Source organism: Janthinobacterium violaceinigrum, assembly GCF_009208555.1.
Taxonomy (GTDB): Bacteria; Pseudomonadota; Gammaproteobacteria; order Burkholderiales; family Burkholderiaceae_D; genus Janthinobacterium; species Janthinobacterium violaceinigrum.
Genome location: NZ_WFLI01000004.1, coordinates 183,161 through 209,023 on the forward strand (window position 1 = coordinate 183,161; position 25,863 = coordinate 209,023).

23 protein-coding genes and 1 tRNA gene are annotated in these 25,863 nt (G+C 63.5%); 9 read left to right on the forward strand and 15 right to left on the reverse strand.

The window, feature by feature from the left end; all coding sequences use genetic code 11:
* Positions 1–18 precede the first annotated feature (18 nt).
* Genes GCN75_RS05055 through GCN75_RS05070 form a run of 4 tightly spaced genes read left to right on the forward strand, consistent with a single transcriptional unit; the run spans position 19 to position 6,709 of the window.
* A complete protein-coding gene (locus GCN75_RS05055) occupies positions 19–2,877 on the forward strand; it encodes a class I adenylate-forming enzyme family protein (RefSeq protein ID WP_152281635.1) in 2,859 nt (952 codons plus the stop codon).
* Between the two features lie 14 nt (positions 2,878–2,891).
* On the forward strand, positions 2,892–4,691 hold the full coding sequence (locus GCN75_RS05060) for an AMP-binding protein (RefSeq protein WP_152281636.1): 1,800 nt from the start codon (positions 2,892–2,894) through the stop codon (positions 4,689–4,691).
* A 1-nt stretch (position 4,692) separates the two neighbouring features.
* Positions 4,693–5,577, forward strand: a complete 885-nt coding sequence (locus GCN75_RS05065; RefSeq protein WP_152281637.1) for a hypothetical protein — start codon at positions 4,693–4,695, stop codon at positions 5,575–5,577.
* Between the two features lies 1 nt (position 5,578).
* Entirely contained in the window at positions 5,579–6,709 is a 1,131-nt protein-coding gene (locus GCN75_RS05070; RefSeq protein ID WP_193317383.1) for an MBOAT family protein, read from the forward strand.
* Between the two features lie 177 nt (positions 6,710–6,886).
* Here GCN75_RS05070 and proB read toward each other — a convergent pair whose 3' ends face one another.
* The 5 genes from proB to rplU all read right to left on the reverse strand — a co-directional run bounded on the left by proB (position 6,887) and on the right by rplU (position 10,304).
* Positions 6,887–8,005 (reverse strand): glutamate 5-kinase, encoded by a 1,119-nt coding sequence (gene proB, locus GCN75_RS05075; protein WP_152256550.1) that lies wholly within the window; start codon positions 8,003–8,005, stop codon positions 6,887–6,889.
* Positions 8,006–8,032: 27 nt separating this feature from the next.
* Entirely contained in the window at positions 8,033–8,383 is a 351-nt protein-coding gene (locus tag GCN75_RS05080; protein WP_226941111.1) for a hypothetical protein, read from the reverse strand.
* A gap of 72 nt (positions 8,384–8,455) precedes the next feature.
* A complete protein-coding gene (gene obgE, locus GCN75_RS05085) occupies positions 8,456–9,565 on the reverse strand; it encodes a GTPase ObgE (RefSeq protein WP_152281640.1) in 1,110 nt (369 codons plus the stop codon).
* A gap of 114 nt (positions 9,566–9,679) precedes the next feature.
* Entirely contained in the window at positions 9,680–9,952 is a 273-nt protein-coding gene (gene rpmA / locus GCN75_RS05090; protein WP_070219281.1) for a 50S ribosomal protein L27, read from the reverse strand.
* A 40-nt stretch (positions 9,953–9,992) separates the two neighbouring features.
* Complete coding sequence (rplU, locus tag GCN75_RS05095) at positions 9,993–10,304, reverse strand: 50S ribosomal protein L21 (RefSeq protein WP_034754730.1); 312 nt, start codon at positions 10,302–10,304, stop codon at positions 9,993–9,995.
* A 304-nt stretch (positions 10,305–10,608) separates the two neighbouring features.
* Between rplU and ispB the strand changes: the two genes are divergently transcribed.
* Positions 10,609–11,598, forward strand: coding sequence for an octaprenyl diphosphate synthase (gene ispB / locus GCN75_RS05100; protein ID WP_152281641.1), 990 nt, complete (start codon positions 10,609–10,611; stop codon positions 11,596–11,598).
* A gap of 66 nt (positions 11,599–11,664) precedes the next feature.
* Here the strand turns inward: ispB and arsH are convergent, their stop codons facing one another.
* From arsH to GCN75_RS05115, 3 genes are read right to left on the reverse strand one after another with little or no spacing between them, the layout of a single operon-like run.
* Positions 11,665–12,402 carry an arsenical resistance protein ArsH gene (gene arsH / locus GCN75_RS05105; protein ID WP_152281642.1) on the reverse strand — a complete coding sequence of 246 codons (738 nt, stop codon included), beginning with the start codon at positions 12,400–12,402 and terminating at the stop codon, positions 11,665–11,667.
* Position 12,403: 1 nt separating this feature from the next.
* Positions 12,404–12,826, reverse strand: coding sequence for an arsenate reductase (glutaredoxin) (gene arsC, locus GCN75_RS05110; RefSeq protein WP_152281643.1), 423 nt, complete (start codon positions 12,824–12,826; stop codon positions 12,404–12,406).
* Positions 12,823–13,197, reverse strand: coding sequence for an ArsR/SmtB family transcription factor (locus GCN75_RS05115; protein ID WP_193317384.1), 375 nt, complete (start codon positions 13,195–13,197; stop codon positions 12,823–12,825). Before GCN75_RS05115 ends, arsC begins: the two co-directional genes overlap by 4 nt.
* A 122-nt stretch (positions 13,198–13,319) precedes the next feature.
* Here GCN75_RS05115 and GCN75_RS05120 point away from each other — a divergent pair, with 122 nt between their 5' ends.
* From GCN75_RS05120 to GCN75_RS05130, 3 genes are all read left to right on the forward strand, one after another.
* Positions 13,320–15,413, forward strand: a complete 2,094-nt coding sequence (locus GCN75_RS05120; RefSeq protein WP_152281644.1) for an AsmA family protein — start codon at positions 13,320–13,322, stop codon at positions 15,411–15,413.
* A gap of 54 nt (positions 15,414–15,467) precedes the next feature.
* Positions 15,468–15,544: transfer RNA gene (locus tag GCN75_RS05125), tRNA-Pro, on the forward strand.
* Positions 15,545–15,695: 151 nt separating this feature from the next.
* The gene (locus GCN75_RS05130; RefSeq protein WP_152281645.1) at positions 15,696–17,090 is read left to right on the forward strand and encodes a GntP family permease; all 1,395 of its coding nucleotides are present in this window, start codon (positions 15,696–15,698) and stop codon (positions 17,088–17,090) included.
* 12 nt (positions 17,091–17,102) lie between these two features.
* Here the strand turns inward: GCN75_RS05130 and GCN75_RS05135 are convergent, their stop codons facing one another.
* The 4 genes from GCN75_RS05135 to GCN75_RS05150 form a co-directional block, all read right to left on the reverse strand.
* Complete coding sequence (locus GCN75_RS05135) at positions 17,103–18,506, reverse strand: sodium:solute symporter family protein (RefSeq protein ID WP_152281646.1); 1,404 nt, start codon at positions 18,504–18,506, stop codon at positions 17,103–17,105.
* A 104-nt stretch (positions 18,507–18,610) separates the two neighbouring features.
* The gene (gene pcaD / locus GCN75_RS05140) at positions 18,611–19,426 is read right to left on the reverse strand and encodes a 3-oxoadipate enol-lactonase (protein WP_152281647.1); all 816 of its coding nucleotides are present in this window, start codon (positions 19,424–19,426) and stop codon (positions 18,611–18,613) included.
* A 33-nt stretch (positions 19,427–19,459) separates the two neighbouring features.
* Complete coding sequence (gene catC, locus GCN75_RS05145; protein WP_152281648.1) at positions 19,460–19,750, reverse strand: muconolactone Delta-isomerase; 291 nt, start codon at positions 19,748–19,750, stop codon at positions 19,460–19,462.
* 10 nt (positions 19,751–19,760) lie between these two features.
* Positions 19,761–20,870 (reverse strand): muconate/chloromuconate family cycloisomerase, encoded by a 1,110-nt coding sequence (locus tag GCN75_RS05150; RefSeq protein WP_152281649.1) that lies wholly within the window; start codon positions 20,868–20,870, stop codon positions 19,761–19,763.
* Positions 20,871–20,972: 102 nt separating this feature from the next.
* Between GCN75_RS05150 and GCN75_RS05155 the strand changes: the two genes are divergently transcribed.
* The gene (locus GCN75_RS05155) at positions 20,973–21,887 is read left to right on the forward strand and encodes a LysR family transcriptional regulator (RefSeq protein ID WP_152281650.1); all 915 of its coding nucleotides are present in this window, start codon (positions 20,973–20,975) and stop codon (positions 21,885–21,887) included.
* Positions 21,888–21,897: 10 nt separating this feature from the next.
* On the opposite strand, the gene GCN75_RS05160 is transcribed toward GCN75_RS05155, so the two are convergent.
* The 3 genes from GCN75_RS05160 to GCN75_RS05170 all read right to left on the reverse strand — a co-directional run bounded on the left by GCN75_RS05160 (position 21,898) and on the right by GCN75_RS05170 (position 25,834).
* On the reverse strand, positions 21,898–22,284 hold the full coding sequence (locus GCN75_RS05160) for a hypothetical protein (RefSeq protein ID WP_152281651.1): 387 nt from the start codon (positions 22,282–22,284) through the stop codon (positions 21,898–21,900).
* Positions 22,285–22,373: 89 nt separating this feature from the next.
* A complete protein-coding gene (locus tag GCN75_RS05165; RefSeq protein ID WP_152281652.1) occupies positions 22,374–23,714 on the reverse strand; it encodes a PepSY-associated TM helix domain-containing protein in 1,341 nt (446 codons plus the stop codon).
* An 8-nt stretch (positions 23,715–23,722) separates the two neighbouring features.
* Entirely contained in the window at positions 23,723–25,834 is a 2,112-nt protein-coding gene (locus GCN75_RS05170; protein ID WP_226941114.1) for a TonB-dependent receptor family protein, read from the reverse strand.
* Positions 25,835–25,863 lie beyond the last annotated feature (29 nt).

The window sequence follows — 25,863 nt, forward strand, 5'->3', positions numbered from 1 at the left end:
CTTGCAAATGGCTACACCATGTTGAAAACGACATTAGATACCCTGGTTTGCCCCGCCTGCCGCCTGCCCCTGCACAGCGACACGCCCGCCGGGGCATCGGCACCGTTGCTGGAAGCGCTATTGAGCTGCCCTGCCTGCGCGATCGAGATTCCCGTCGTGCAAGGCTTCGTGCTCTTCACGGAAGCGCGGCAAAGTGGCGATGCGCAGATGCTGTCGGCGCTGCGCGCCCAGCTGACGCCCAGCGCCGATTATCTGTCCTTCATGCACCGCCGCCATGTGCGCCGCATTCCCGACCGTTACGCCGCCTTTCAGCCCTTCAACGAATCCACCCGCGCCTTTTATGCCTTGCTGGACCTGGCCAGCGCGCATCTGCAAGCAGGCGACCTCATCCTTGATACCTGGGGCCGCACGGGCTGGAGCGGCGAAATGCTGGCGGCGGCATTTCCCCAGCAGCATGTCATTTCCATATGGGAAGGCAATTTCGATGTGCTCGGCTACATGGGATACGCTCACTGGCTGGCCGCAGGACGGCGCGCGCCCAACCACGACATCATTTTCTTGCCACCGGGCAGTCCCATGCCTTTTCGCGACAGCACGTTTGCGCTGATTCACGGCCTCGATTCGCTGCATCGCTACACCCCATCGACCTTTGCCGGCGACATGCTGCGCATTGCCCGCAGCGATGCGCCGATCATCTTCCCGCACGTACACATGGCCAATAGCCAGCCCACGCCGTATTTCGAGCGCGGCGGCAACATCCTGCACGGCCGCAGCTACCAGCGGCGCTTTGATGCTGCGCAAGCACGCGGTGAACGCAAGACGCTGGTGATGTCGGAAGTGACCCTGTTCGACGCCAGCGGACAGCTGCATGGCGAACCGGATACTGCGCACTACAATGGCCTGGTGGCGCTCGTGCCGCCCGCATGGGAAGGGGCGCCCCTGCGCCAGGCCGATCTCGACCTTGCCTTGCCTGCTTCGCGCGCCGTCGTCAATGCCCTGCTGCGGCTCGACAGCTTGAACGGCTGCGCCGTGCCCGATACCGATGCACTGGGCGGCCTGATGCAAGACTTGCTGGTGCGCCACCCCTGCTATGCAGAACGGCTGGCGCGTCTGGGGCCGCAAAAACTGAGCGCAGAACAATTGCAGATCCTGTTCCAGCTGGCGCAGCTGCGTACCCTGGAACAGGTAGCGCAGCGCCTGCACCTGCCCGTGGAATACGTTTGCCAGCAAGCAAAGAGCATGGCCGCTACCGAACTGCTGCAGATGGCCCCCATCAGCGGCGCCATGGCCCGTTTGCAGTCCTACTATGCCAGCCAGATCGTGCGTCCGCTGCCCCAGGAAGAAACCTTCGAATATCTGTGGGTATTACTGCCGGCGCTATACCAGCAACGCCCGTTGTTGCTGTGCGGCATGGACGACAGTGCGTTTGGCTGGGCGGAAGTCGAGCTGCTCGTGCCGGCGTTGCAGCGGGGCTTGCTGGCGATGGGCGTCCGGGCAGGCGACCGCGTCGTCATGCTGTGCGCCCAACACCCTGAAGCGGTACTGCTGAGCTGGGCCTGCTGGCGCATCGGCGCAGTCGTGGTTCCTTTACGCAAGGAATTGGCGGACACGCCCGCCCTGTTGCAACCGCTGCTAGAACGCATCGCTCCAGCCTTGCTGGTGCTGGACCGTCCCCGTCACGGCGCCTGCGCTTTGACCAGGTGCCCGGCGCTGCTGCTCGACGACATAGGCCAGGAAGCGGCAGCGGCCTTGCCACCGGGCTGCGCGCTGCCAGAACTGTCGGCCTTGCTGGAAGACTGGATGGAACTGCCACCCACGCCGGCGCTGCCGGGACAGGCCGTCCGGCCCGACGATCCTGCCGTGATCCTGTTTACCTCTGGCAGCACTGGCATCCCCAAGGGTGTCGTCCACAGCCAGCGCGCCCTCATGCAAAGCGGGCAGCTGGCGGCCACGGAATTTGGCTGGCACGATGGCGACGTCCTGCTGTCGCTGGGCGACTGCCACACCATGAGCGGCTTGCGCAACCCCATGGTCGCCGCCCTGTTTGCCGGCGCCAGCGTGTATCTGGCCGATGAAAACGAACGGGGCAATGTCAGCAAGACCTTGCAAGCGGCGCAGAGCCATGGCGTGACGGTGCTGGCTACAGGCCCCGCCTGGCTGGCCATGCTGCAGCGGCTGCCGGCGCACCTGACCTTGCACCCGGCCAGCTTGCGGCAAATCATCTCCACCGGCGCGCCCCTGCAATCGCCGCTGCACACGGCATTGAGCGAGCGCATGCGCCTCGCCATCGTCGATTACTACGGACTGACGGAAACGGGCGGCCTGTGCATGCTGTTCCAGCACACGCCCGGCGCCACGCAAGCGTGCGGCCGTCCCGTCGGCGCCGTGGTGCAAATCTGCAATGGCGACGGCCTGCCGCTCGGTCCGGGGCAGGCAGGGGAGCTGCGCGTGCACAGCAACCAGCTGATGACCGCGTACTGGGGCGATCCGGCGCAAACAGCCGTCACCGCCCGCGACGGCTGGATCTATACGGGCGATATTGCCAGCCATGATGGCCTGGGCAACATCACCCTGCTGGGCAGACACGACGACCAGCTCAAGAATGAATATGGCGACATCGTCCATCCCGCTCCGCTCGAGCACGCCATGTGCAGCCATCCGCTGATACGGCAAGCTGCCGTCACCGCCGGGCCACAGGGCTTGATCGCCATGTTGGTGGTCGACGATGGCTTTGACTTGCCCGCTTTTGTCGCCTTTTGCCGTCAACATCCGCACATCGACGCTTTCCCCCGGGAATTGCGCGTACAAGCAGCCTTGCCGTACACCACGGCAGGAAAACTCGACCGTCGCGCATTGGCTCAATCCATCTCACCATAACAGACACGCTGACCATGTTTCAGACCCGCCCCACGCCCACGAATACGCCATTCCTGATCGGTTCCCGAACGCTTGGCCATGCCGACCTGGAAGAACAACTGCGGCAAGTGGCGGCCAGACTGATCGCGAGCGGACTGCAGCACAAGCGCGTGCTGCTGATGGTGCGCGACGACCTGGCATTTGCGCCCTTGCTGCTCGGCTGCATGCGGGCCGGCGCGATTCCCCTGCTGCTCGATCCGGGTACGGCCGCGCGGCAAGTCAAGGATTTGCTGGAACACACGCGCGTCGATGCAGTCATTGCCGACGCCGATGCGATCGAGCTATGGCGCGCCCAGGACATACCGCTGCCTGCGCAGCAGATCCGCGTCGGGGCTGTCCAGGCCAAGGGTGCCCTGTTGAGTAAATTGCTGGGACGGCGCGCGCCCGCAGACCTGGACAACTGGCCCGGCCTGCTGACGGCACCGGCACCGGCACCGGCGCCCTTGCCGCCCGCGCGGCAGGATGGGCCCGCCTATGTCGTGTTCACGTCCGGCAGCACGGCCCGTCCGAAAGGCGTGGAAATGCACTGGCCCGCCCTGCTCGCCCACCTGCATACGATAGGCGAACATTACGCGCTGACTCCCGCTTCCCGCCTGCTGAACCTGATGCCGCTGTCGCACGCCGATGGCCTGGTGCAAGGCGTGCTGCTGTCTTACCAGCGGGGCTGCACCCTTGTGCGTCCTACCCCATTCAGCATCGTGGCCATCGAGGCCATTCTGATCGCCATCTACCGCGAACAGGTGACCCATCTGATCGCCGCGCCGACAGCGCTGGCCCTGATGCAGCAATATGGCGCCCACCTGGCGGAAAACTTCGACAATGGTCATTTCCGCTTTGCTATTTCCTGCAGTGCGCCCCTGAGCGCAGCCACGTGGAACAGCTTCAGCCAGTGTTTCAACGTAAAACTCATCAATACCTATGGCTTGAGCGAGACAGGCGCCTGCGGCCTGTATGCGGGACCGGATGCCGCCAGCCACAAGGTCGGCAGCGTGGGCGTGCCGCGCGACATGCGGGCAAAAATCGTGCGCGACGATGGCAGCGAGGCCGGCTGCGATGAAGCAGGCGAACTGTGCCTGCAAGGCGCCAACCTGATGCATGGCTACCTTGATAATCCGCAAGCCAGCGCTGCCGTCCTGCGCGAGGGCTGGCTGCACACGGGCGACCTGGCACGGCGCGACAGCGATGGCGTGTACTGGATCACGGGGCGCATCAAGGATGTGATCATTTGCGGCGGCTACAACCTGTCGCCGGAAGCCATCAATGGCGTACTGATGCAGCATCCGGCCGTGCTGGAGGCGGCCACCGTCTCCTTGCCCGACCCGACCTGGGGCGAAGTCCCCGTTGCCTGTCTCGTCTTACGCCCGGGCATGGAGGCGGATCAGCAGCAACTGCTGCAGCACTGCGCCCAGTATCTGGGGGCACACGAATTGCCGAAACGCATCAACTTTACGGGCCAGTTGCCGCGCACGCCGTCCGGCAAGGTCATCACGGCGCAATTGCAGCACGCGCTATCGGTGAGCCCCATGGAGGCCAGCGCACACGGCAATCAGCAGGAAGATATTTTTGCGCTGGCCGCGAGTCTGTTCCATTTGCCGGCGGGGGTATTGCAAGCCGATTCGGGCCCGACCAATACGCCAGGCTGGGATTCGCTGGCGCATATCAACTTCGTGATCGGCCTGGAAACCCTGTTCAAGGTACGCCTGAGTCCATCGGATGTGGTGCACATGGAAACGATGGATGCCACCGTCCAACTGATCAAACGGCTGACGCGCTGAGATGGCAAGCGCACCTCCTCTGCGCATCTGGCTGTACAGTGCGGCGCTGTCGGCAAGCGTGCTCGCGCTGCTGGCGCTATTACGCTGGGCGCCGTGGCGCGAGCCAGACATGGCCGTCGCCCTTCACACGCAACAATTTCTCGCTGCGCCAGCGGCAGCGGGAAACGTGCGCATATTGGCCTTGGGCTCGTCCCTGCTATGGGCAAGTACGCCGCCAGGGCAAATACCCGTCGTTCCTGGCGTCAACTGGATGCGCATGACCAAGCCTGCCACCGGCATCGGCTATTTAAGGCCCAGCTTGGAGGTAATCGACCATTTCCCACCGGATGTACTCGTCATTGATGAAAATCTGCTCGTTCTTGCTCAGGACAGCGCAGCAATGGAGGCAATGCGGATGGATTTTTATCTGGCAACGAAAAAGCTGGCGTACCGGCTCATAGGACAACAATGGCTTGCACCGGAGCTACAATACCCGGCATTGCTTGATCAACGCGCGTCTTTCCAGTGCGAAGAGATCGCCCCCATGCTCCTGTCACGAGAGGTAGCGCAACGTAACGCGGACATAAAGCGCTGGTTCCACCTTGCGCCAGTCGACCGCGAACTGACGCAGTGGCTCCAGCGCTTGTCGCTGCATGGCGTGCGTATCGTCCTGCTGGAAATGCGCCGCTCCGAATTAGTGGAACAAGTCATTGCGCCTGAAAAAAAAGACTGGCAAATGCGCTTGCGGCAGGCACTGCCAGCAGGCCCCAATATCCGCTATCTCGCTTCGCCAGCCTTTACGCAAGCAAACCTGCATTGTGATGGCCGCCATATGAATATTCATGGCGTGCGTCTGTTTGCGCCTTGGTGGGCCGCGCAACTACAACAGCTGCGGGACGGACGCTAGCATGGTATGGCTGACAACCCTCGGCATGCTGAGCATGCCCGTGCTGGTGATGCTCTACTGGCGCCTGCCGTCTGCATGGCGGCCCTGGCTGCTGGCGCTGGGCGGCGCCATCTTGCTAGTGCATGACGGCTGGGCCAGCGTGGCAGCCTGGAGCGCCTTGCTGGCATGGCTGGCCTTCATCTGCGGTCCGCAGTGGCGGCGCCCGGCCCTGATGCAGACACTGGGGCTGGCCGGCGTGCTGTTCGCCTTTCTCGCTTACCAGTACGCAAAAGCCAGCCATGGCCTGGCCGCCTATATGGGCTACGCCTTCGTCTCGCTGAAAGCCTGGCACCTGATCGCCGAGCATGGCGGCGGCATCGCGCGCGATGGCCGCACGGGCACCACCCTGGGCTATTTGCTGTTCCCGCCCACCCTGGCCGTCGGCCCCGTTCAACGCCATGACGCCTTCCGCCTGGAATTGCTGCGCGCGCGCTGGGATCGCCAACTCGCCTCGCAAGCCTTGCAGCGCATGCTGTACGGCTATTGCAAGGTGGTTTTGCTGGCGGGATATCTCGTCTCCGCCAAGCTCAACGGCCTGAACCTGTCGACGGGCCATGCCTGGCTCGACGCCTATCTTCCCTTGCTGGGGTATGGCTTGAATCTGTACTGGCAATTCTCGGGTTATTGCGATATCGCCATCGGTTTTGCCGCGCTGCTGGGCATGCGGGTGCCGGAAAACTTCCATTTCCCGTTCGCCGCACGCAACCTGTCCGATTTCTGGCGGCGCTGGCACATCACGGTATCGGAATGGTGCCGCGATTTCGTCTTCCGCCCCCTCCTCACCCGCACGCGGCAATACCTGTTTGCCAGCCTGGGCAGCATGATCGTGCTGGGCTTGTGGCACGAGCTGTCGTCCCGCTACCTGGCCTGGGGCCTGTTCCACGGCGCCGGCCTGGCCATCGTCCACCTGTGGGGCAAGCACATGCCATGGGCGGAGCAGCTGCGCCGCTACGCTCTCTGGCGTGCTTTCAGCTGGTTCCTCACCTTGCAATTTGTCATTTTGAGCTTCGCGCTGACGTCGACAGCAGACCTCCATGCAGCCTGGGCTTGCCTGGCGGTACTGTTCGCACCACTGTTACCTGGGAGTTATTAAGGTGTACCAATTTCTCTTGCGCTACCTGCCCGTGCCGCTTGTGCACTTGCTCTTCACGCTATGGTATGGGGGACTGTTGCTGATGCTGTGGCTGAAGTGGCCACTGGCATTGGGGACGGGCTTCCGTTATGGACAGCTGTAAGCAGGGACCGATGCACGCACCGGCCCCGTTGCCGCCTACAGCAAAACCATATTGTCGCGGTGGATCAGCTCATGGCCTTCCATGTAGCCGAGAATCGCTTCGATCTCGGTGGAAGGCTTGCGCATGATGCGGCGCGCTTCGCCGCTCGTGTAGTTGGACAGGCCGCGCGCCACCGGATGCCCGTCGGCATCCACGCAGGTGATCACGGCGCCGCGGCCGAATTCGCCATTCACGCCCGTCACGCCGATCGGCAACAAGGATTTGCCTTCCTGGCGCAGCTTTTGCACGGCGCCCGCGTCCAGCACGACGGCACCGGCCGTGTGCAGATGATCGGCCATCCACTGCTTACGCGCCGTCAACTGCCCCGTTTGCGCCCGCAACTCCGTACCGATCGCTTCGCCCTGGGCGAGACGGCTGAGTACGTCGCTATCGCGGCCCCAGGCGATGATCGTATGGGCGCCGGACTTGGCGGCGCGCTTGGCGGCGAGAATTTTCGTCAGCATGCCGCCACGGCCCAGGCTGCTGCCGGCGCCGCCGGCCATCGCTTCCAGGGCCGGATCGCCGGCGATGCCTTGCGTAATCAGGTAAGCGTTCGGGTCCTTGCGCGGGTCGGCCGAGAACAGGCCGTGCTGGTCCGTCAGGATCACCAGCGCATCGGCTTCGATCAGGTTGGCCACCAAGGCGCCCAGCGTATCGTTGTCGCCGAACTTGATTTCATCCGTGACGACCGTGTCGTTTTCATTGATGATCGGCACCACGCCCAGGCGCAGCAGGGTCGTCAGGGTGGAACGGGCGTTCAGGTAGCGTTCGCGGTCGGCCAGGTCGGCGTGCGTGAGCAGCACTTGCGCCGTGCCCAGCTGGTGGGCGCGGAAGCTGCTTTCATAGATTTGCGCCAGGCCCATCTGGCCGACGGCGGCGCAGGCCTGCAATTCGTGGATATCGGTGGGGCGCTGCTCGAAACCGAGGCGCAGCATGCCTTCGGCAATGGCGCCGGAACTGACGAGCACGACTTCCTTGCCCAGGGCGCGCAAGCCGGCGATCTGCGCGGCCCAGCGGGCGATGGCGGCATGGTCGAGCCCGCGGCCATCGTTGGTGACCAGCGAGGAGCCGACTTTGATGATGATGCGGGTAGCTTTTTGAATCACGGAATCCATGGGGCGGCGCTCTTCACTTAATAGACGTCAGCGCGCAGGACGCAGCAGCAGCAAGGCCAGCCCCGCCGTCAGCTCCATTGCGCACATGAACAACACAAAACCCTGGGGCAAGCCGAAGCTGATGGCCGCGAACAAGCGGCCGGCGGGCTGCGCCAGGACCAACATTGCAGTGATATCGCCGAGGACAGGCGGTTCGCCCTGCCGTGCTGCGAACAGTGCCAGCAGCGCGGTAGCGCCCCAGACACCGACATGGGAAGCGTAGAACTGGCTGTAGCCGTTGACGCCATTGAGGAAGATGCCCATGCCGGCCGCCATCTCATCGGCGAACAGCAGACAGGCGACCGCGCTCAGCCCGTAAGCATACGCGATCAGATGCAATACACGGCGCTGCCACGCTTGCTTGCGCGCTGGCGCGACAGCGGCCGCCTGGTATGACATCGGGGTAAAGCCTTAGTCGATGATCTTGAAACGCGGATCATCCGGGTCGATCGACGAGATACCGCGTGCTTCTTCGGTCATCTGCGTTTCTTCGGCACGGCTTTCGCTGTGTTTCTTCTCTTCCAGGTGCTGGTAGATCGCATTGACCAGTTCCGGGCAACCCTGATGGTTCAGCGCGGAGATCTCGAAGACGGGACCTTTCCAGGCGAAACGCTTGAGGAAGTCCTTGACGATCTTCTTGCGCTCTTCTTCCGGCACCATGTCGAGCTTGTTCAACACCAGCCAGCGCGGCTTGTCGACCAGCGACTCGTCGTATTTCTTCAGTTCCTTGACCAGCGCCTTGGCTTCCTTGACAGGATCGACGTTGGTTTCGAACGGCGCCAGGTCGACGATGTGCAACAGCAAGCCCGTGCGCTGCAAGTGGCGCAGGAATTGATGGCCCAGGCCCGCGCCTTCGGAAGCGCCTTCGATCAAGCCGGGAATATCGGCGATCACAAAGCTCTTCTCGTGCGACACGCGCACCACGCCCAAATTCGGGTGCAGGGTGGTAAATGGGTAATCGGCAATTTTCGGGCGCGCGTTCGACACGGCCGAAATGAACGTCGACTTGCCCGCGTTCGGCATGCCCAGCAGGCCAACGTCGGCCAGTACTTTCAGTTCCAGGCGCAGTTCGCGGCGTTCGCCTTCCTTGCCCTCGCCTTTTTGGCGTGGTGCGCGGTTGGTCGAGGACTTGAAGTGGATATTGCCCCAGCCGCCTTCGCCGCCCTTGGCCAGCAATTCGATCTGGCCGTGTTCGGTCAAATCGGCCAGGATTTCGCCGCTCGCGTTGTCGATGATCAAGGTGCCCACAGGCATGCGCAGGTGGATGTCATCCGCGCCCTTGCCATAGCAATCTGCGCCACGGCCAGGCTCGCCATTGCGAGCCTTGTGCATTTTGGAAAAACGGAAATCGACGAGCGTGTTGATATTGCGGTCGGCGACAGCCCAGATGGACCCGCCCTTGCCGCCATCGCCGCCATCGGGACCGCCGAAAGGCCGGAATTTTTCACGGCAGAAAGATGCGCAGCCGTTGCCGCCATCGCCCGCGATGACTTCGATTTTTGCTTCGTCGATAAACTTCATAATTTTGCCGCCATAAAACTAAAAAGGCTCTACCTTGGGCAGAGCCTTTCGATTGAAGGCTTGCGCCTTACATCATGCGATCATTGCGGAGCGAACTGGCGCCCCGCGTATGAATTACGCTGGTACTGCTTCGTTTGGTACAACGGTCACGAATTGCTTCGAGCCAGCACCTTTGACAACGAACTTCACTTTGCCCGCGATCAGCGCGAACAGCGTGTGGTCCTTGCCCATGCCTACGCCTTCGCCGGCGCGCACTGGGGTGCCGCGTTGACGAATGATGATGCCGCCAGCATTGATAGCTTGGCCGCCGTAGACTTTAACGCCCAGACGTTTTGATTCTGAATCACGGCCGTTTCGCGTTGTGCCGCCGCCTTTTTTATGTGCCATTTAAGACTCCTTGATAGCTGATTAATTCAAACAGCGGCGATTAGCCGTTGATCGAAACGATTTGGATTTCGGTAAAATTCTGGCGATGGCCTTGATGCTTTTGGTAGTGCTTACGACGACGCATCTTGAAAATTTTGACCTTATCATGGCGACCATGCGCCACAACCGTAACCAGTACCGTTGCACCTTCGACCAATGGAGCACCAAACTTGATGCTGTCGCCCGCGCCTACTGCGAGAACTTGATCGATGGTGATTTCGGAACCAATGTCTGCCGGTATCTGTTCTACTTTAAGTTTTTCGCCAGCGACAACTTTGTATTGTTTGCCACCGGTTTTTATGACCGCGTACATGATTTGAAACCTCATCAAATGTTGAAAGAATTTGTCCCATTGCCGTGCAAAGCAAGCCGTACACAACAGGGGGAACCAGCGATTATACACGGACTGAGAAATTGCGTCAAAAACTATTCACAAAGCTTGACGATCGTGGTATATCGACAACCTGACCATCGTGTCAGGCTTGCGCCAGGCGGACAGAAAAGCGCGCGCCAGTGCCAACCAGATCAATCAATTGCTCTACAGCCATAGGCAAACGTCACGCACGCGCAAGCCTTGTCGTATAATCGCGGCACCCACAATCTAATGCAGGTTCGCCTTGTCTGACGCTAACAAACACGTTAACCAAAACACCATCGTGCAAACGATTGCCGCCGATATGGACGCAGTCAATACGGTGATCCGCCAAAAGTTGCACTCCGATGTGATTCTGATCAACCAGATCGCTGAATACATCATCAGCGCGGGCGGCAAACGCATCCGTCCCGTGCTGATTTTGCTGGTGGCCAATGCCCACACCTATCGCGGCACGGCGCACCATGAACTGGCCGCCGTGGTCGAATTCATCCACACCGCCACCCTGCTGCACGACGACGTCGTCGACGAATCGTCGATGCGCCGCGGACGCCAGACGGCCAATGCCCTGTTCGGCAATGCCGCCTCCGTGCTGGTGGGCGACTTCCTGCACTCGCGCTCGTTCCAGCTGATGGTCTCGCTGAACAATATGCGTGTCATGCAAATCCTGTCCGACGCCACCAACGTGATCGCCGAAGGCGAAGTGCTGCAGTTGCTGAACATGCACGATCCGGACGTGACGCAAGAGAGCTACCTGAACGTCATCCGCTCGAAAACAGCCAAGCTGTTCGAAGCGTCGGCGCAACTGGGCGCACTGATCGCCGGCGCCAGCGAAGACGATATCGAAGCGGCTGCCGAATACGGCCGCTCGCTGGGCACGGCCTTCCAGCTGATCGACGACGTGCTCGACTACGCAGGCGACGCCGCGGAAATCGGCAAGAACGTGGGCGACGACTTGCGCGAAGGCAAACCGACCATGCCGCTGATCTGGCTGATGGAAAACGGTACGCCAGAGCAACGCGAACTGGTGCGCAGCTGCATCGAGCAGGGCGACGAGCAGCATTTCGACGCCATCCTGGCCGCCATCACCAATAGTGGCGCCCTCGACTACACGCGCAAGCAGGCGGAAATCGCCGGCCAGCGCGCCGCCGACGCCATCGCCGGCTGGCCGGACAGCGTCTACAAGCAATCCATGCTGCAACTGTGCTCGTTTGCCGTGGACCGCAATCACTGATCGCGATTGACCTTGCAGCAAAGACAACGGCGCCGATGGCGCCGTTTTTTATGCACTACAGAAAAACTATGTGCGCTCGTGTTCCATTGCCGCGCCCGCCAACTCCTGCACGATGGCCGGCTCCGCTTCCAGCCGTTCGCTGTAGCGGCTGCCCAGGTAATCGCGGCGGTCGCGCACCAGCAGGGTGAATTTGTAGAGCTCTTCCATCACGTCCACCAGGCGCTCGTAATACGGCGACGGTTTCATGCGGCCGTCGTCATCGAATTCCTGGTAAGCCTTGGCCACGGACGACTGGTTTGGAATGGTGACCATGCGCATCCAGCGCCCCAGCACGCGCAAGCCGTTGACGGCGTTGAACGATTGCGAGCCGCCCGACACTTGCATCACAGCAAGAGTTCGTCCCTGCGTGGGCCGCACGCTGCCCGTTTCCAGCGGCAGCCAGTCGATCTGCGACTTGAACACGCCCGTGACGGCGCCATGGCGCTCCGGGCTGCACCAGACCTGCCCTTCCGACCACAGCGACAGCGCGCGCAGTTCCTGCACTTTCGGGTGTTCGGGCGACACGCTGTCGACCATGGGCAAGCCGTGCGGGTCGAACACGCGCGTGTCGGCGCCAAAGTGGCGCAGGATGCGTTCCGCTTCCAGGGTCAGCAGCTTGCTGTACGAGCGCTCGCGCAAGGAACCATACAGCAGCAGGATGCGCGGCGCGTGGGTGGACACGCTGGCCGGCGCCAGCTTGTTCAGGTCCGGCACGTCCAGGTGCGCGGCGCTGATGTTGGGCAACTCGTTGGCAAGGTCCGCCATCTCAAGCCACCGGCTTGCCGTCGGCGCCCACGACGGCCTGACCGTCTTCCTTGGCAAATGCACCCTGCTGCGGCAACGGCAGGATCTCCAGCACCTTTTCCGACGGCCGGCACAGGCGCACGCCCAGTTCTGTGACGACGATGGGGCGGTTGATCAAAATAGGATGGGCTTGCATGGCATCGAGCAGGGCCGCATCGGACAAGTCCGGATTGGCCAGGCCCAGTTCGTCGTACAGGGCGCCCTTGTCGCGCATGACGGCGCGCACAGACAGGCCCGCGCGGGCGATCAGGTCCAGCAGTTGCTCGCGCGTGGGCGGGTTCTTGACGTAATCGATGATGACGGGTTCGACGCCCGTGTTGCGGATCAGGGCCAGGGTATTGCGCGAGGTGCCGCACGCCGTGTTGTGGTAAATGGTAATCGTCATGTCGTAGTTTCCTTCGATAAAGTGGTGATGTCCGGCACGCAGCAAGGCACGCCCGCGCAGCAGTTTTCCGTCAAGAAGGCCAGCAAGCCATTCATGCCCGCATAGTTGGCCGAGTAGATGATGGAGCGCCCCGCCTTGCTGGCCGCCACCAGATTGGCATGCGCCAATTCCTTCAGGTGGAACGACAGCGACGAGGGCGCAATGGCCAGCGCCTCGGCAATCTTCGTGGCGGCCATGCCTCCCGGTCCCGTCTGCACCAGCAGGCGGAACACGGCCAGCCGCGATTCCTGCGCCAGCGCCGCCAGGGCCGCGATGGCTGCCGTACTCGTCAGTGGCGCAGCCTGCGCTGCGCTTGTAGTTTCGTTTTCCATAATTCAATAATACTCGAATTATGGAATCAATGCCAGCGATCGCGCTGCGTACGTAACCTAGCGCACCGACCGATATGGCCTATCGGTCTACCTTGATGAAAAATTACTGCGATCGGCATCCCATGACACGCTCGACACCCCTGAAAATCCTCGGCTGGAGCCTGGCCGCCCTGCTGGCCCTCATCGCCATCGTGGTCATCCTTGTGCTGACCTTCGACTGGAACCGCGCCCGCCCCTATATCAATGAGAAGGTGTCGGCAAGCACGGGCCGTACCTTCGTCATCGGCGGCGACCTCCGGGTGCAATGGCGGCAGGGCCTGAAGACGGAACCGGGCTGGCGCCGCTACGTGCCGCGCCCCGTCATCAGCGCCCAGGACGTGCGCATGAGCAACCCGGATTGGGCCACGACGGGCCCGCAGATGGCCAGCGCGCAACGCATCGACGTGGCCCTCCACCCATTGCCCTTGCTGCAGCACAGGGTGGTGCTGACGGACCTGGCGCTCGAGGCGCCAAACATTGCCCTGCAGCGCCGCGCCGACGGCAGCAACAGCTGGACCTTGAAGGACAACGGCCCCTCGCCATGGGAAGTGGAAGTCCAGCGCATGGCCTTCGGCGACGGCACCATCCGTTATCTGGACGAGGGCATCGCGCTGGACCTGCGCGCCAAGGTCAGCTCCACGGCGCCCGACGCCACGCCGGGCGATGCGCCAGGCGGCGCGCCCGTGGAAAAATACGGCATCGCATTCACCCTGGGCGGCACCTATCGCAAGGCGCCCGTGACGGGCGGCGGCAAGGCGGGCGCCGTGCTGTCCTTGACCGACAACAACACCGTGTATCCCGTGCAGGCGCACGCCGTGCTGGGCAAGAACAAGGCCAGCATAGCCGGCACCCTGACGGACCCGCGCTCGCTGTCCGGCATCGATTTGCAGCTGAGCCTGGCCGGCGCCAGCATGGCCGACCTGTACCCGCTGACGGGCGTGCTGCTGCCGGAAACGCCGGACTACGCCACCAAGGGCCGGCTGCTGGGCAAGAAGGATGGCGACGCCTGGAACTGGACCTATCAGAATTTCAAGGGCAAGGTGGGCCAGAGCGACCTGGCCGGCACCTTGCAATACTTGCCGCGCCAGCCCCGTCCCTTGCTGCGCGGCGAGGTGACGTCGCAGCAGCTGCGGCTGGAAGACCTGGGCCCTACCATCGGCGCCGACAGCAATGCGCAGAAACAGGCGCGCGGCAAGGCCCCCGTGCAACCGGACAACAAAGCCTTGCCCGTGGAACAGTTCAACACGGCCAAATGGGATGCGCTCGATGCCGACGTGAAATTTACAGGCAAGAAACTGGTACGCACGCACGACATTCCATTCAACGACATCGTCGCCAATATCCATATGAAAGACAAGGTGCTGAGTTTGACGCCGCTCAACTTCGGCATGGCCGGCGGCGACATTACCTCGAATATCACGCTCGACGGCCGTCAAAAAACCATCGCCGCGCAAGCCAAGGTGGCGGCGCGCCACCTCAAAATTCGCGAACTGTTTCCCAAGCTGCAATCGATGCAAGCGAGTTTCGGCGAAGTGTACGGCGACGCAGCCCTCACGGGCCACGGCAACTCCGTCTCGGCCATGCTGGCCAGCGCGAATGGCGAACTGGCGGCCACCGTCAGCGAAGGCTCCGTCAGCCAGTTCATGCTGGAACTGGCCGGCCTGAACCTGGCCAATGCCGTCTTCGTGAAAATCTTCGGCGACAAGCAGGTGCACCTGAACTGCATGGCCAGCGATTTCGCCGTCACGAACGGCCAGGCCGACGTGCGCCGCTTCGTGCTCGACACGGACAGCGCCGTCGTCAACGTCACGGGTAACGTCAACCTGGCAAATGAAACCCTGGACCTGGACGTGCGTCCCCGCACCAAGGGCGCCCGCATCATCACCCTGCGCACGCCGCTGTACGCGAAAGGCACGTTCAAGAACCCGGACGTGGGTCCGCAAAAAGGCCCGCTGGCCCTGAAGGCGGGCGCCGCCGTGGCGCTGGCCACCGTCGTCACGCCGCTGGCCGCCCTGCTGCCGCTGGTCAGCGTCGACAAGGCGCCCGACACGGACTGCGCCGCCGTCATGGCGCAAGCAAATGCCACGCGCAAGGCGCCCACTTCGCCGGCGACGAATGCGCCAGCCAAGAAAGTGAGCGAAGCGGACATCAGAAAGGCGCAGCAGGAAAAGAAATAGACCTTGATGCAGCCGCTTGAAACCCGTTCCGCCATCTGCTGTAATGAAGGAAAGCGGGGTGTGGCTCAGCCTGGTAGAGCGCTGCGTTCGGGACGCAGAGGCCGGAGGTTCGAATCCTCTCACCCCGACCAGCACGCCCTCTTCCCTATGAAATAACGGGCCGATAATCTGCGCCTGTGCAAGCTGCTCAAACCTTGACCCACGCGTTGGCGTGTTGCTGGGAAGTATGATATTAATTGAACAATTGGTATCCTATACACTTCTCGGCGAGGTCCTGGTCTTATGTCTTTCCTGATAGTCCTGGCCGCACTGGCCTTCCTGATGCTGGCCGCCTACCGCGGCTACAGCGTGATCCTGTTTGCACCGGTCGCCGCGCTGGGCGCCGTGCTGCTGACCGATCCCTCGGCCGTGCCGGCCGTTTTCAGCGGCATCTTCATGGAAAAGATGGTGGGTTTTATCAAGCTGTATTTCCCCGTCTTCCTGCTCGGCGCCGTGTTCGGCAAGCTGATCGAGCTGTCCGGCTTTTCCCAGTCCATCGTCGTGGCGGCCATCCGCTACATCGGCAGTTCGCGCGCGAATGCCGTGATCGTTGCCGTCTGCGGCGCCCTCACCTATGGCGGCGTGTCGCTGTTCGTGGTGGTGTTTGCCGTGTATCCGTTTGCGGCTGAGTTGTATCGCCAGAGCAATATCCCCAAGCGGCTGATGCCGGGCGCCATCGCCCTGGGCGCGTTCTCGTTCACCATGGATACCTTGCCCGGCACGCCGCAGATCCAGAACATCATCCCCACCACCTTTTTCAATACAACGGGCTGGGCCGCGCCATGGCTGGGCACCATCGGCGCCGTGCTGACGGTGGTCATGGGACTGGCCTTCCTCGAATGGCGCCGGCGCTCCGTCATGGCGACGGGCGAAGGCTATGGGGCCGAGGCCGAACAGGCCACGGCCGGCGTGGGCGACTTGCCCCATCCGCTGCTATCGGTGGCGCCGCTGCTGCTCGTCGGCGTGGCCAATTACGCGCTGACCCGGCTGATTCCCCACTGGTACGGCGCCAGCTACTCGCTCACCGCCGAGACACTGCCGGGTTTGCATGCGCCCGTGACCACGTCGATCGCTTCCGTCACCGGCATCTGGGCCGTGGAAGGCGCTCTATTGCTGGGCATCTTGCTCGTCTGCGTGACGGCCTTCGGACGCATCCGCGCCGCCTTTGCGGAAGGCACCAAGGCAGCCGTGGGCGGCGCCCTGCTGGCAGCCATGAATACGGCGTCCGAATATGGCTTCGGCGGCGTCATCGCCGCGCTGCCCGGTTTTCTTGCCGTCAGTAACACCTTGCGCAGCGTGCCCGATCCGCTTGTCAACGCGGCCGTTTCCGTGACGACCCTGGCCGGCATTACGGGCTCGGCCTCGGGCGGCATGAGCATCGCGCTGGCCGCCATGTCGGACAGTTTTATCCAGGCAGCGCAACAGGCGCACATTCCGCTGGAAGTCATGCACCGCGTGGTGGCCATGGCCAGCGGCGGCATGGATACCCTGCCGCACAACGGCGCCGTGATCACCCTGCTGGCCGTCACGGGCCTCACGCACCGCCAGTCCTACCGCGACATTTTCGGCATCACCATCATCAAGACCGTGGTCGTGTTTTTCGTGATCGCCATCTATTACATGACGGGACTGGTGTAAGGCTGGCGTCCATTAAGGCCGGGCGGACGACGCCGGCTTGACGTCCGCTTGCGCCGGCTTGAACAAATGGCTGATGCCCATGGTCAGCAGCGGACCGGCCAGCGCCAGGTAAGAACTGTCCACGCCGTACGGGTTGCCCGCGAGGAACCAGCCGATGGTGGCGATCACCGAGACGATCACGCCGACAAAGGCGCCGCGCGGCGTGCCGAATTTCGGCGCATAAAAGGCCATCAGCACCAGCACGGCCAGGGTGGCGCGCAAGGCCTTGCCCAGGAAGGCGATCATCAGCAGTTTTTCCGCATACAGCGCCAGCACCAGCGGCAGCAAGCCTGCCACGACGATGGCGATGCGCAGGAACATCAGCGATTTCGCGTCGTTCTTTGCCTTGTTGTACCAGGGATCATAGAAATCCTTCATGGCCAGGGTGGCCGATGCCAGGGTGGTGGCGGAAATGCCGCCGAACAGGGCGCCGGCCAGGCCCACGATCATGATGCTGGCGGAAAAGGCCGGCATGTGGGCGATCAGCGTGGGAAACGCGTCGATCGACTTCATGCCCGGATACAGCACGGCGCTGCACATGCCGATCAGCGCGGCCATCAGGCCGAACGGGATCATCAGCGAAGACACGTAATAGCAGGCGCGTTTGGCCACGGCCGGGTTGTCCGTGCTGACCAGCGCCTGGATCACGTATTGCGTGGCGAAGATGGAACCGATGCCGCCGATCATCCAGGCGATGATCTGGCCCCAGCCGATCTCCACCCAGTTGAACATCTTGGCCGGCAACTGTGCCTGCAGTGCGCCGATGCCGCCGCTCGCTTCCAGCGCATACGCAAGCGCCAGGATCACGCCCAGGTATTTGACGATGGAGTGGGCGAAGTTGGTGTACACGACCGAGCGCATGCCCCCCAGGCTGACATAGATCACCGTGATGGCACCCACCAGCAGGATGGCCACGGTTTTATTGATGTGCAGCACGGCCGCCAGCACGGCGCCGCCGCTCGCGTACAGGGCCACGGCCACGATGCCCAGCGCGACGATGGTAAGGATGGACGCCGCATAACGCACGGGTTCGCCATACGTCTGCGCCAGGATGCCGGAAATCGTCGACTGCCCGCTTTCCTTGTATTTCTTCACCAGCACGATGGCCAGCAGCAAAAAGCCCAGCGACAGCGCCACCAGGTTCCAGGCGGCGGAAATGCCCAGCTCATAGCCCTTTTGCGCCGTGCCGATGCTGACGGAACTGCCGATGAATTCCGACAATAACAGCGCGCCGATCAGGTAGGCGGGATAGTTGCGTCCGCCCGCCGTCATGCCTTCGGCGCTGTTGGCGTGCTTGCGCACGCTATAGGTAATGTACGACATGAGGGCGAAATAGCCCACCGTGATCGCCGCGATGATGATCAATCTGTTTTCCATCTGTCTACTCCAAGTTTGCTTTTTTTCTTATTATTTTTTCAAAAAAGCTTCCCCTGCCGCGTGCCGGCCCTGCCGGTGGCGGTGCTCAGGGGCAAAGCGAAATCTTACCCTGCCGGCGGCGATACAAAGGCGCGCAGCCGGGCCGTGAATGCCTGCGCTGCCTCGACATTCGACAAATGCGACGCGGGCACCTGGGCCAGCTGCGCACCTGCCACCTGCTGCTGCAGCCAGCGCGCATCGTCCACCGTGGTGACGGGATCGTGCTCTCCGGCGATGAGCAGGGTGGGCACCGTGATCGTGGCCGCCTGCGCGCGCAAGTCCGCCTGCGCCAGCGCCGCGCAGCAGGCCGCGTAGCCTTCGGCATCCTGCCCGCGCAAGGTGGCGATCATGCGCGCCACCGTGGCCGCTTCCCGCGCGATGAAGGCTGGCGTGAACCAGCGCGCGGCGGCGCCATCGGCCACCGTGTCCATGCCGTCGCGGCGCACCTGTTCCGCACGCGCCAGCCACGCGTCGGCCGCGCCGATGCGCGCCGCCGTATTTGCCAGCACCAGATGCGTGAGGCGCTGCGGCTGGTGGATGGCCAGCCACTGCCCCGTCAAGCCGCCCATGGAAATGCCGCAGAACGCGGCGCGCGCGATCTCGAGGTGGTCGAGCAGCGCCACCACGTCCAGGCCCAGGCGCTCGATGCCGAACGGCGCGCTGCCGCTGGCCGAGCGTCCATGGCCGCGCGTATCGTAGCGCACGACATAAAAGTCGCTGGCCAAGTTCGCCGCCTGGGCATCCCACATGGACAGGTCCGTGCCCAGGGAATTCGACAGCAGCAGACATGGTTTGCCCCGCTCGCCATCGGTGCGGTAATGCAGCAGCGTATCGTCCCCGTTCCAGGTGGTCACGACGATTCCCGTATCCGTGTGTTTCATGGCATGGCTCCTTTGCTTGTGCCGCAGCGCGGGTCAGGCATCGCCGTCGCGCACGGACGAAGGATGGCGGCACAGCGGCATCACGTCGATCTGCATGTAGGGAAACAAGGGCAGCGAAGTGAGCAAGTTGTGCAGCTCGTCCACGCTGTCCACATCGAAAACGCTGATGTTGGCGTACTGGCCGGCGATGCGCCACAGGTGGCGCCACTTGCCCTCGTGCTGCAGGCGCTGGGCCAGTTCCTTTTCCATCTGTTTCAGCTGCGCTGCCTGTTCCGCCGGCATGCTGACGGGCAGGTTCACGTTCATGCGTACATGGAATAACATGGTGTCTCCTTTATTGACGCTGCATGGCACGCAGCTTGTCGGTATCAATCTCCACGCCCAGGCCCGGCCCCGTCGGCACCTGCAGCATGAAGTCGCGGTACACGAGCGGCTCGCGCAAGACTTCCTGCGTCAGCAGCAGTGGCCCGAACAGTTCCGTGCCCCAGGCCAGTTCCGCAAACGTGGAGCAGACGTGGGCCGTGGCCGCCGTGCCGACGCCGCCTTCGAGCATGGTGCCGCCGTACAGGCCGACGCCGGCCAGGCGCGCCACTGTCGCCACTTCCAGCGCGGGCAGCAAGCCGCCCGACTGCGTGATCTTCACCGCGTACACGTCGGCCGCATCGGCTTGCGCCAGCGCCAGCGCATCGGCGGGACCGTGCAAGGCTTCATCGGCCATGATGGCCACGTCGAAGCGCTGTTTCAGGCGCGCCAGCGCGGCGCGGTTGCCCGCCTTGACGGGCTGCTCGATCAGGTCGATGCCGCCCGCTTCCAGCGCGGCGATGCCGCGCACGGCGTCCGTCTCGCTCCAGGCCTGGTTGACATCGACGCGCACGCTGGCGCGCTCGCCCAGCGCCCGCTTGATCTCCAGCACATGGGCCACGTCGTCCATCACGTCGCGCAGGCCGATCTTCAGCTTGAAGATGCGGTGGCGGCGCAATTCCAGCATTTTTTCCCCTTCCGCGATATCGCGCACGGTGTCGCCGCTGGCCAGCACCCAGGCCACGGGCAGCGCATCGCGCACCCGGCCGCCCAGCAATTCCGACAGCGGCACGCCCAGGCGGCGCGCCTGCGCATCGAGCAGCGCCGTCTCGATCGCGCACTTGGCGAAGCGGTTGCCCTGGATGACCTTGCGCACCCTGGCCATGGCCTTGGCCACCTCGCTCGCTTCCATGCCGACCAGCAGGGGCGCGATGTAGGTATCGATATTCGTCTTGATGCTTTCCGGGCTTTCGCCGCCATAGCTCAAGCCGCCGATGGTGGTGGCTTCGCCCCAGCCCGTGATGCCGTCGGCGCAGCGCAGCCGCACCAGTACCAGCGTCTGCGTGTTCATGGTGGCGACGGACAGCTTGTGCGGACGAATGGTGGGCACATCGACCAGGAAGGTCTCGATATTTTGAATCATATTTATTCCGTATAATTCTGTGGAGTGGTGACACGATATGCCCCCAAAGTCCCCCCGTCCAACACCGAGTTGGTATGGAACCTATACCTGAAAGGTATGAAGATGGAATTACGCCACTTGCGCTACTTCGTTGCGGTTGCCGAAGAAAAGAACTTCACGCGCGCCGCCGCGCGCCTGCATATCGCGCAGCCGCCGCTCAGCCGGCAGATGCAGCAGCTGGAAGAAACCCTGGGCGTGGCGCTGATCGAAAAGGGTTCGCGTCCCTTGCGGCTGACGGAAGCGGGCGAGTTTTTCCTCGCCCACGCGCGCCCGCTGCTCGACCAGGTGCGCGACCTGAAGGCGATGACGCAGCGCATCGGCAAGCTGGAACGCACCCTGTCGATCGGCTTCGTCGCCTCGACCCTGTACGGCGAATTGCCCGATGTCGTGCACCGTTATTGCGAGCGCCACCCCGAGGTCGACGTGACCCTGCATGAAATGACGACGGTGGAGCAGATCAAGGCCTTGAAGGAAGGCCGCATCGACGTGGGTTTCGGGCGCCTGAAAAGCGAGGACCCCAGCATCCGCCGCATCCTGCTGCGCGAAGAGCGCCTGGTGGTGGCCCTGCCGCCCGGGCACCGGCTGGCCCATGGCGAGGGCGGCCTGCGCCTGGCGGACCTGACGCATGAAACCCTGCTGGTCTATCCGAAAGCGCCGCGCCCCAGCTTTGCCGACCAGGTGCTGGCCATGTTCAGCGATGGCAATGTCACGCCCGGCCCCGTCACGGAAGTGCGCGAGCTGCAGATTTCCATGGGACTGGTGGCAGCCGGCCAGGGCATTTCCATCGTGCCCGAAAGCGTGCAGGCCATGCATCACCGTAACGTGGTGTACCGCAAGCTGGACGACAGGCATGCGTTCTCGCCCATCCTGTTCAGCATGCGGCACATGGACCGCTCGCCCGAGCTGGAAAACATTCTCGCTGCCGTGTATTCGATCTACGATGAACACGGCATTGCGCACGTCAAGGAAAGCCTGTAACAGGCACCCGCTACAGCGGCGCGTCGGCCAGCAGTTCGGGGCGCAGCGCGCGGATGCGCAATTCCGTGAAGTAGCCGCCCGCCTCGTTGTAGCGCAGGTAGTGGCGGCCGCAATTGAGGCAGCGGGCCACCTGGCTCAGGTTGGCGGGATAGAAGCGCGGCGCGATGGGCGCGTCCACGCTGTCGTAGCGCGTGCCCTGCGGGTGGTACTCGTCAAACGTGGGTTCTTCGTACGGGTCTTCGCGCAGGGTGCCGACTTCTTCGAAGCGGTCCAGCTCCAGCGAGGTGGGCAGGCGCTGCCAGGCGTCCAGCGGAACGGCGCAGCAGCTGCATTTCTGGGTAACCGCGGCCGACGCGGCGGCCAGGGTGGACAGGGCGGGAAAATCGATGAATACCATGGTTCAGCCTATGCAAGGGGCGGCCCATGGCAACGAGCCTGGCCGCGCCCTTGCATTCTAGCCCAGCCAGCGCCAGGCCATATGGTCCGTCATCGCGCAAGCCGGCGCCGGCGGCCATGGCGCGCCAGTCCCAGCTCCAGCAGCATCAGCAGGCTGCCGGACAGGAGCAGCAGCGGCATCAGCGCGCACATGCCCGCCGCCGTCAGCCAGGCCAGGACCGAGGGCGACGTCCAGGCGCCCGGCAGCAGCTTGGGCAAGCCCAGCGAACCTGGCAGGCGCCGCTTGAAGAACATCACCCAGCCCGATACGAGCGAGAACAGCACGCTGGCGCCGAACACGAGCAACAGCGCCTGGTTCCACCAGCCGAATTCGCCCCTGTGGAAGGGGATGCCGATGGCCGTGGCCTTGCCGAACGCCGTCTGCGCATCCCAGCCCGCGTAGTACAGGGGCTTGCCGCTGTAAGCGTCGAACTGCAGGTCGAAGCGCAAGGTGGGCCGGCTGCGGTCGGCCATGGTGGCGCGCCACACGTCGTCCTGGCTGGCGGGCGCCGTCAATTGCACGGCGATGGCGGGCGCATGGCTGCGCGCCACCTGCCAGGCGCCCTGCCAGTCGAGCGGAGCACCTTCCTCGGTTGACTGCAGGCCGCGCGGCGCGGGCGGCGATGCCTGGCCGCTGACGTCGCGCAGCGCGCGGATGCGCGCGCCCGCCTGCTGGCTCCACGTCAGTCCCGTCGTCAGAATCACGACACTCACCAGCCCCAGCGCCACGCCCAGGAAGGCATGCCATTGGCGCCAGCCATTGCGCCCGCGCGCGCCCCGCTTCGGCAAGCCCGCTTGCGCGCCGCGCGGCCACCACAGGACCACGCCCGTCACCAGCATCACCATCAGCCAGCTGGCCGCCAGTTCAATCATCCAGCGCCAGCCATCGTTTTGCAGCAGCCGCGAATGCAGCTTCTTCGCCCAGTTGCCGAAGCGTTCGCTGCTGGCCAGGCTGCCCAGCACGCGCGCATCGTAGGGGTTCACATACACGACGACGGCTTGCGCGGGCAGGCCGAATTTCGGCTTGGCGGCGGCATGCCCGCCGTGGCCCGCATGTTCAGCATGTTCGCCTTGCGCGCCGCCGGGCGGCGCAAACGCCACCTGCACCGCGTCGTCCTGTTGAAACGGCGGCACCACGTGCTGCACTTCCCAGCCACGCGGCGCCGCCCGTTCCGCTGCCGCCACGGCGGCGTCCAGCGGCCGCATGGCGCCCTGCGGCGCCACATGGTCGAGGTGGGCGTACAGCGCCGTTTCGATCTGCGGCGTGAACACGTACAGGATGCCCGTCAAGGTCGCCAGCAAGGCGAACGGCGAGGCGATCAACGCGGCCCAGAAGTGGATGCGCCAATACAGGCTTTTACGCCGGGCGATGAGAAAGGTGAAATCGTCCATGGCCATCCTCACAGGGCGTTGTAGGTGTAGGACAGGCCCAGCATCACGCTGCGCGGCGCGCCGGGCGTGTACTGGTTCTGCGTATTGGCCGCGTAGCTGCCCGCGCCCGAATAGCTGCTGCTGGCCGAATCCGCATAGCGCCTGTCCGTCAGGTTGCGCACCTGCGCCCATGCCTCCAGCCCGCGCGCAATCCGATAGCTGGCGCGCAGGTTGAACAGCGCGTGTCCGCCATACTCCACCGTGTTGGCATTGTTCATCCAGTAGCGGCCCTGGTGCACGGCTTCGAGCGCCACCCTGGCACCGGCCACGGGCTTGTAGCCGATCTCGAACGAGGTGATGTCGCGCGGCGCCTGCGGCATGTCGCGCCCGCTGTAATCAAGGCTGGCAGACACCTGGTAGCGCAGGTAGCGGTGGCGCGCGATGGCCGTCGCAAAGCGCGCGTCGAACGGGCCGCTGTCGTAGGTCAGGCCAAGCTCCAGCCCTTCGCTGCGCGTGCGCCCCGCATTGCGGTTTTCGCTGTTCCCCGGCGACAGCGTGTAGCTGACGATGGTGTCGCGCCCGTCGAGCCGGTACACAGCCGTATCGAGTTTCAGGCGCCCCTGCAGGAAGGCCCAGCGCAAGCCCAGTTCATAGTTGTTGTAGACCGACGGCTGCAAGTCGGCGATGCCCGTCTTGCCATACAGCTGGCTCACTTCGGGCGGCGTGAATCCCTGGCTGACATTCGCATACACGCTGCCCGCATGGCCGATGGCGTAGGTGGCGCCCAGCTTCGGGCTGGCGTGGGAAAAGCTGCGCGACTCGTCGGGCGCGCCGTAATTGACGCTGCCGCCGGGCGCCAGATTGTTGTGGTAATCGTAGCGGATGGCGTCCGAGCGGCCGCCCAGCACCACGCGCGTACCCGCCATCGGAGAAAATTCCCATTGCGCGAAGACGGCAGTGTTCAGGATGTCCGTCTGGTAGTCGCGCACGCCCAGCGGATTGGCGGCATCGGCCAGGGTGTAGGACAGGTAGCGGCCCGTGGCGGCATCGCGCACGATGGACAGGTTATCGCTGACAAAAGGATTGTCGCTCTTGTCCACATACACGCCGGCGATCAGGCGCGAGTTCAGCCACGCGAAATTCTGCTGGTGTTTCACGTCCAGGCCCAGCGAATCGACATGGTTGTTGTTGATGACGCCCTTGCACAGCATGCCCGCGCAGCTGCCGATGGAATAGGCGGGAATCTGCCCATGGTCGTTCTTGCGCGTAAACACGGTGACGGTGCTCGTGCCATTGGCTGTCGTCTCGCCCTCCCACGCCAGATTCATGCGCGTGGTCTTGTCCTTGCGGTAGGTGAACGTGTTCAGGCTCTTGCCCGGGTCATTGCGGTAATCGTTCTCGAACAGGCTGCCCGTCATGGCCGCGTCGAGATCCGTGTGGACGATGGTGGCGCGCAGCTGCGAAGCGGGACTGAGCGCATAGTCGGCGCGCAGCGAAAACGAATCCTTGTCGCCGTAGCTGTACTCTTGCCAGTTGTCGCGCGAACGGCGCGAGCTGTAATGGGAAAAGCGCAGTCCCAGCGGCCCCCACGTATCGCTGGCGGCAGTGTCGTAGCGCGTGTAGCCGCCCGTATTGTCGCGCCGCGCGCCCACCGTGGCCGTCGGCGTGGCGCTGGCGCCGGCCGTGAGGAAATTGACGGCGCCGCCCACGGCATTGCTGCCATACAGCGAGGAAGCGGCTCCCTTCACCACTTCCACGCCGCTGGCCCCGGCCATGTTCATCTCGTTGAGCGAGTTGTGGTTGAAGACGCCCAGCGGCCGAATGGGAATGCCGTCTTCCAGGTACTGGTACACGGCGTTCGTGCCGATGGGCTGGCGGATGCTCATGCTGTGTTGTTCGTTGCCCAGGTCATTCCAGTACACGCCGGCGATGCGGTTGAGGATATCGCCCATGGTCTTGGGCTTGTCGCGTTCCAGCATTTTGGCATTGACGACGCCGATGGCCTGCGGCGTTTCGGACAGCCAGGACTGCGCGCGCGAGCCGGAAACGACGACGGTGTCGATGGTGTGATCCGATTGCGCCTGCGCGCAGGGGTAAGCCACGGTGATGGCCGCGGCCAGCACCAACAGTTTCTTGTTCATGTGATTCTCGTTTAAGTGTGCGGATGCGG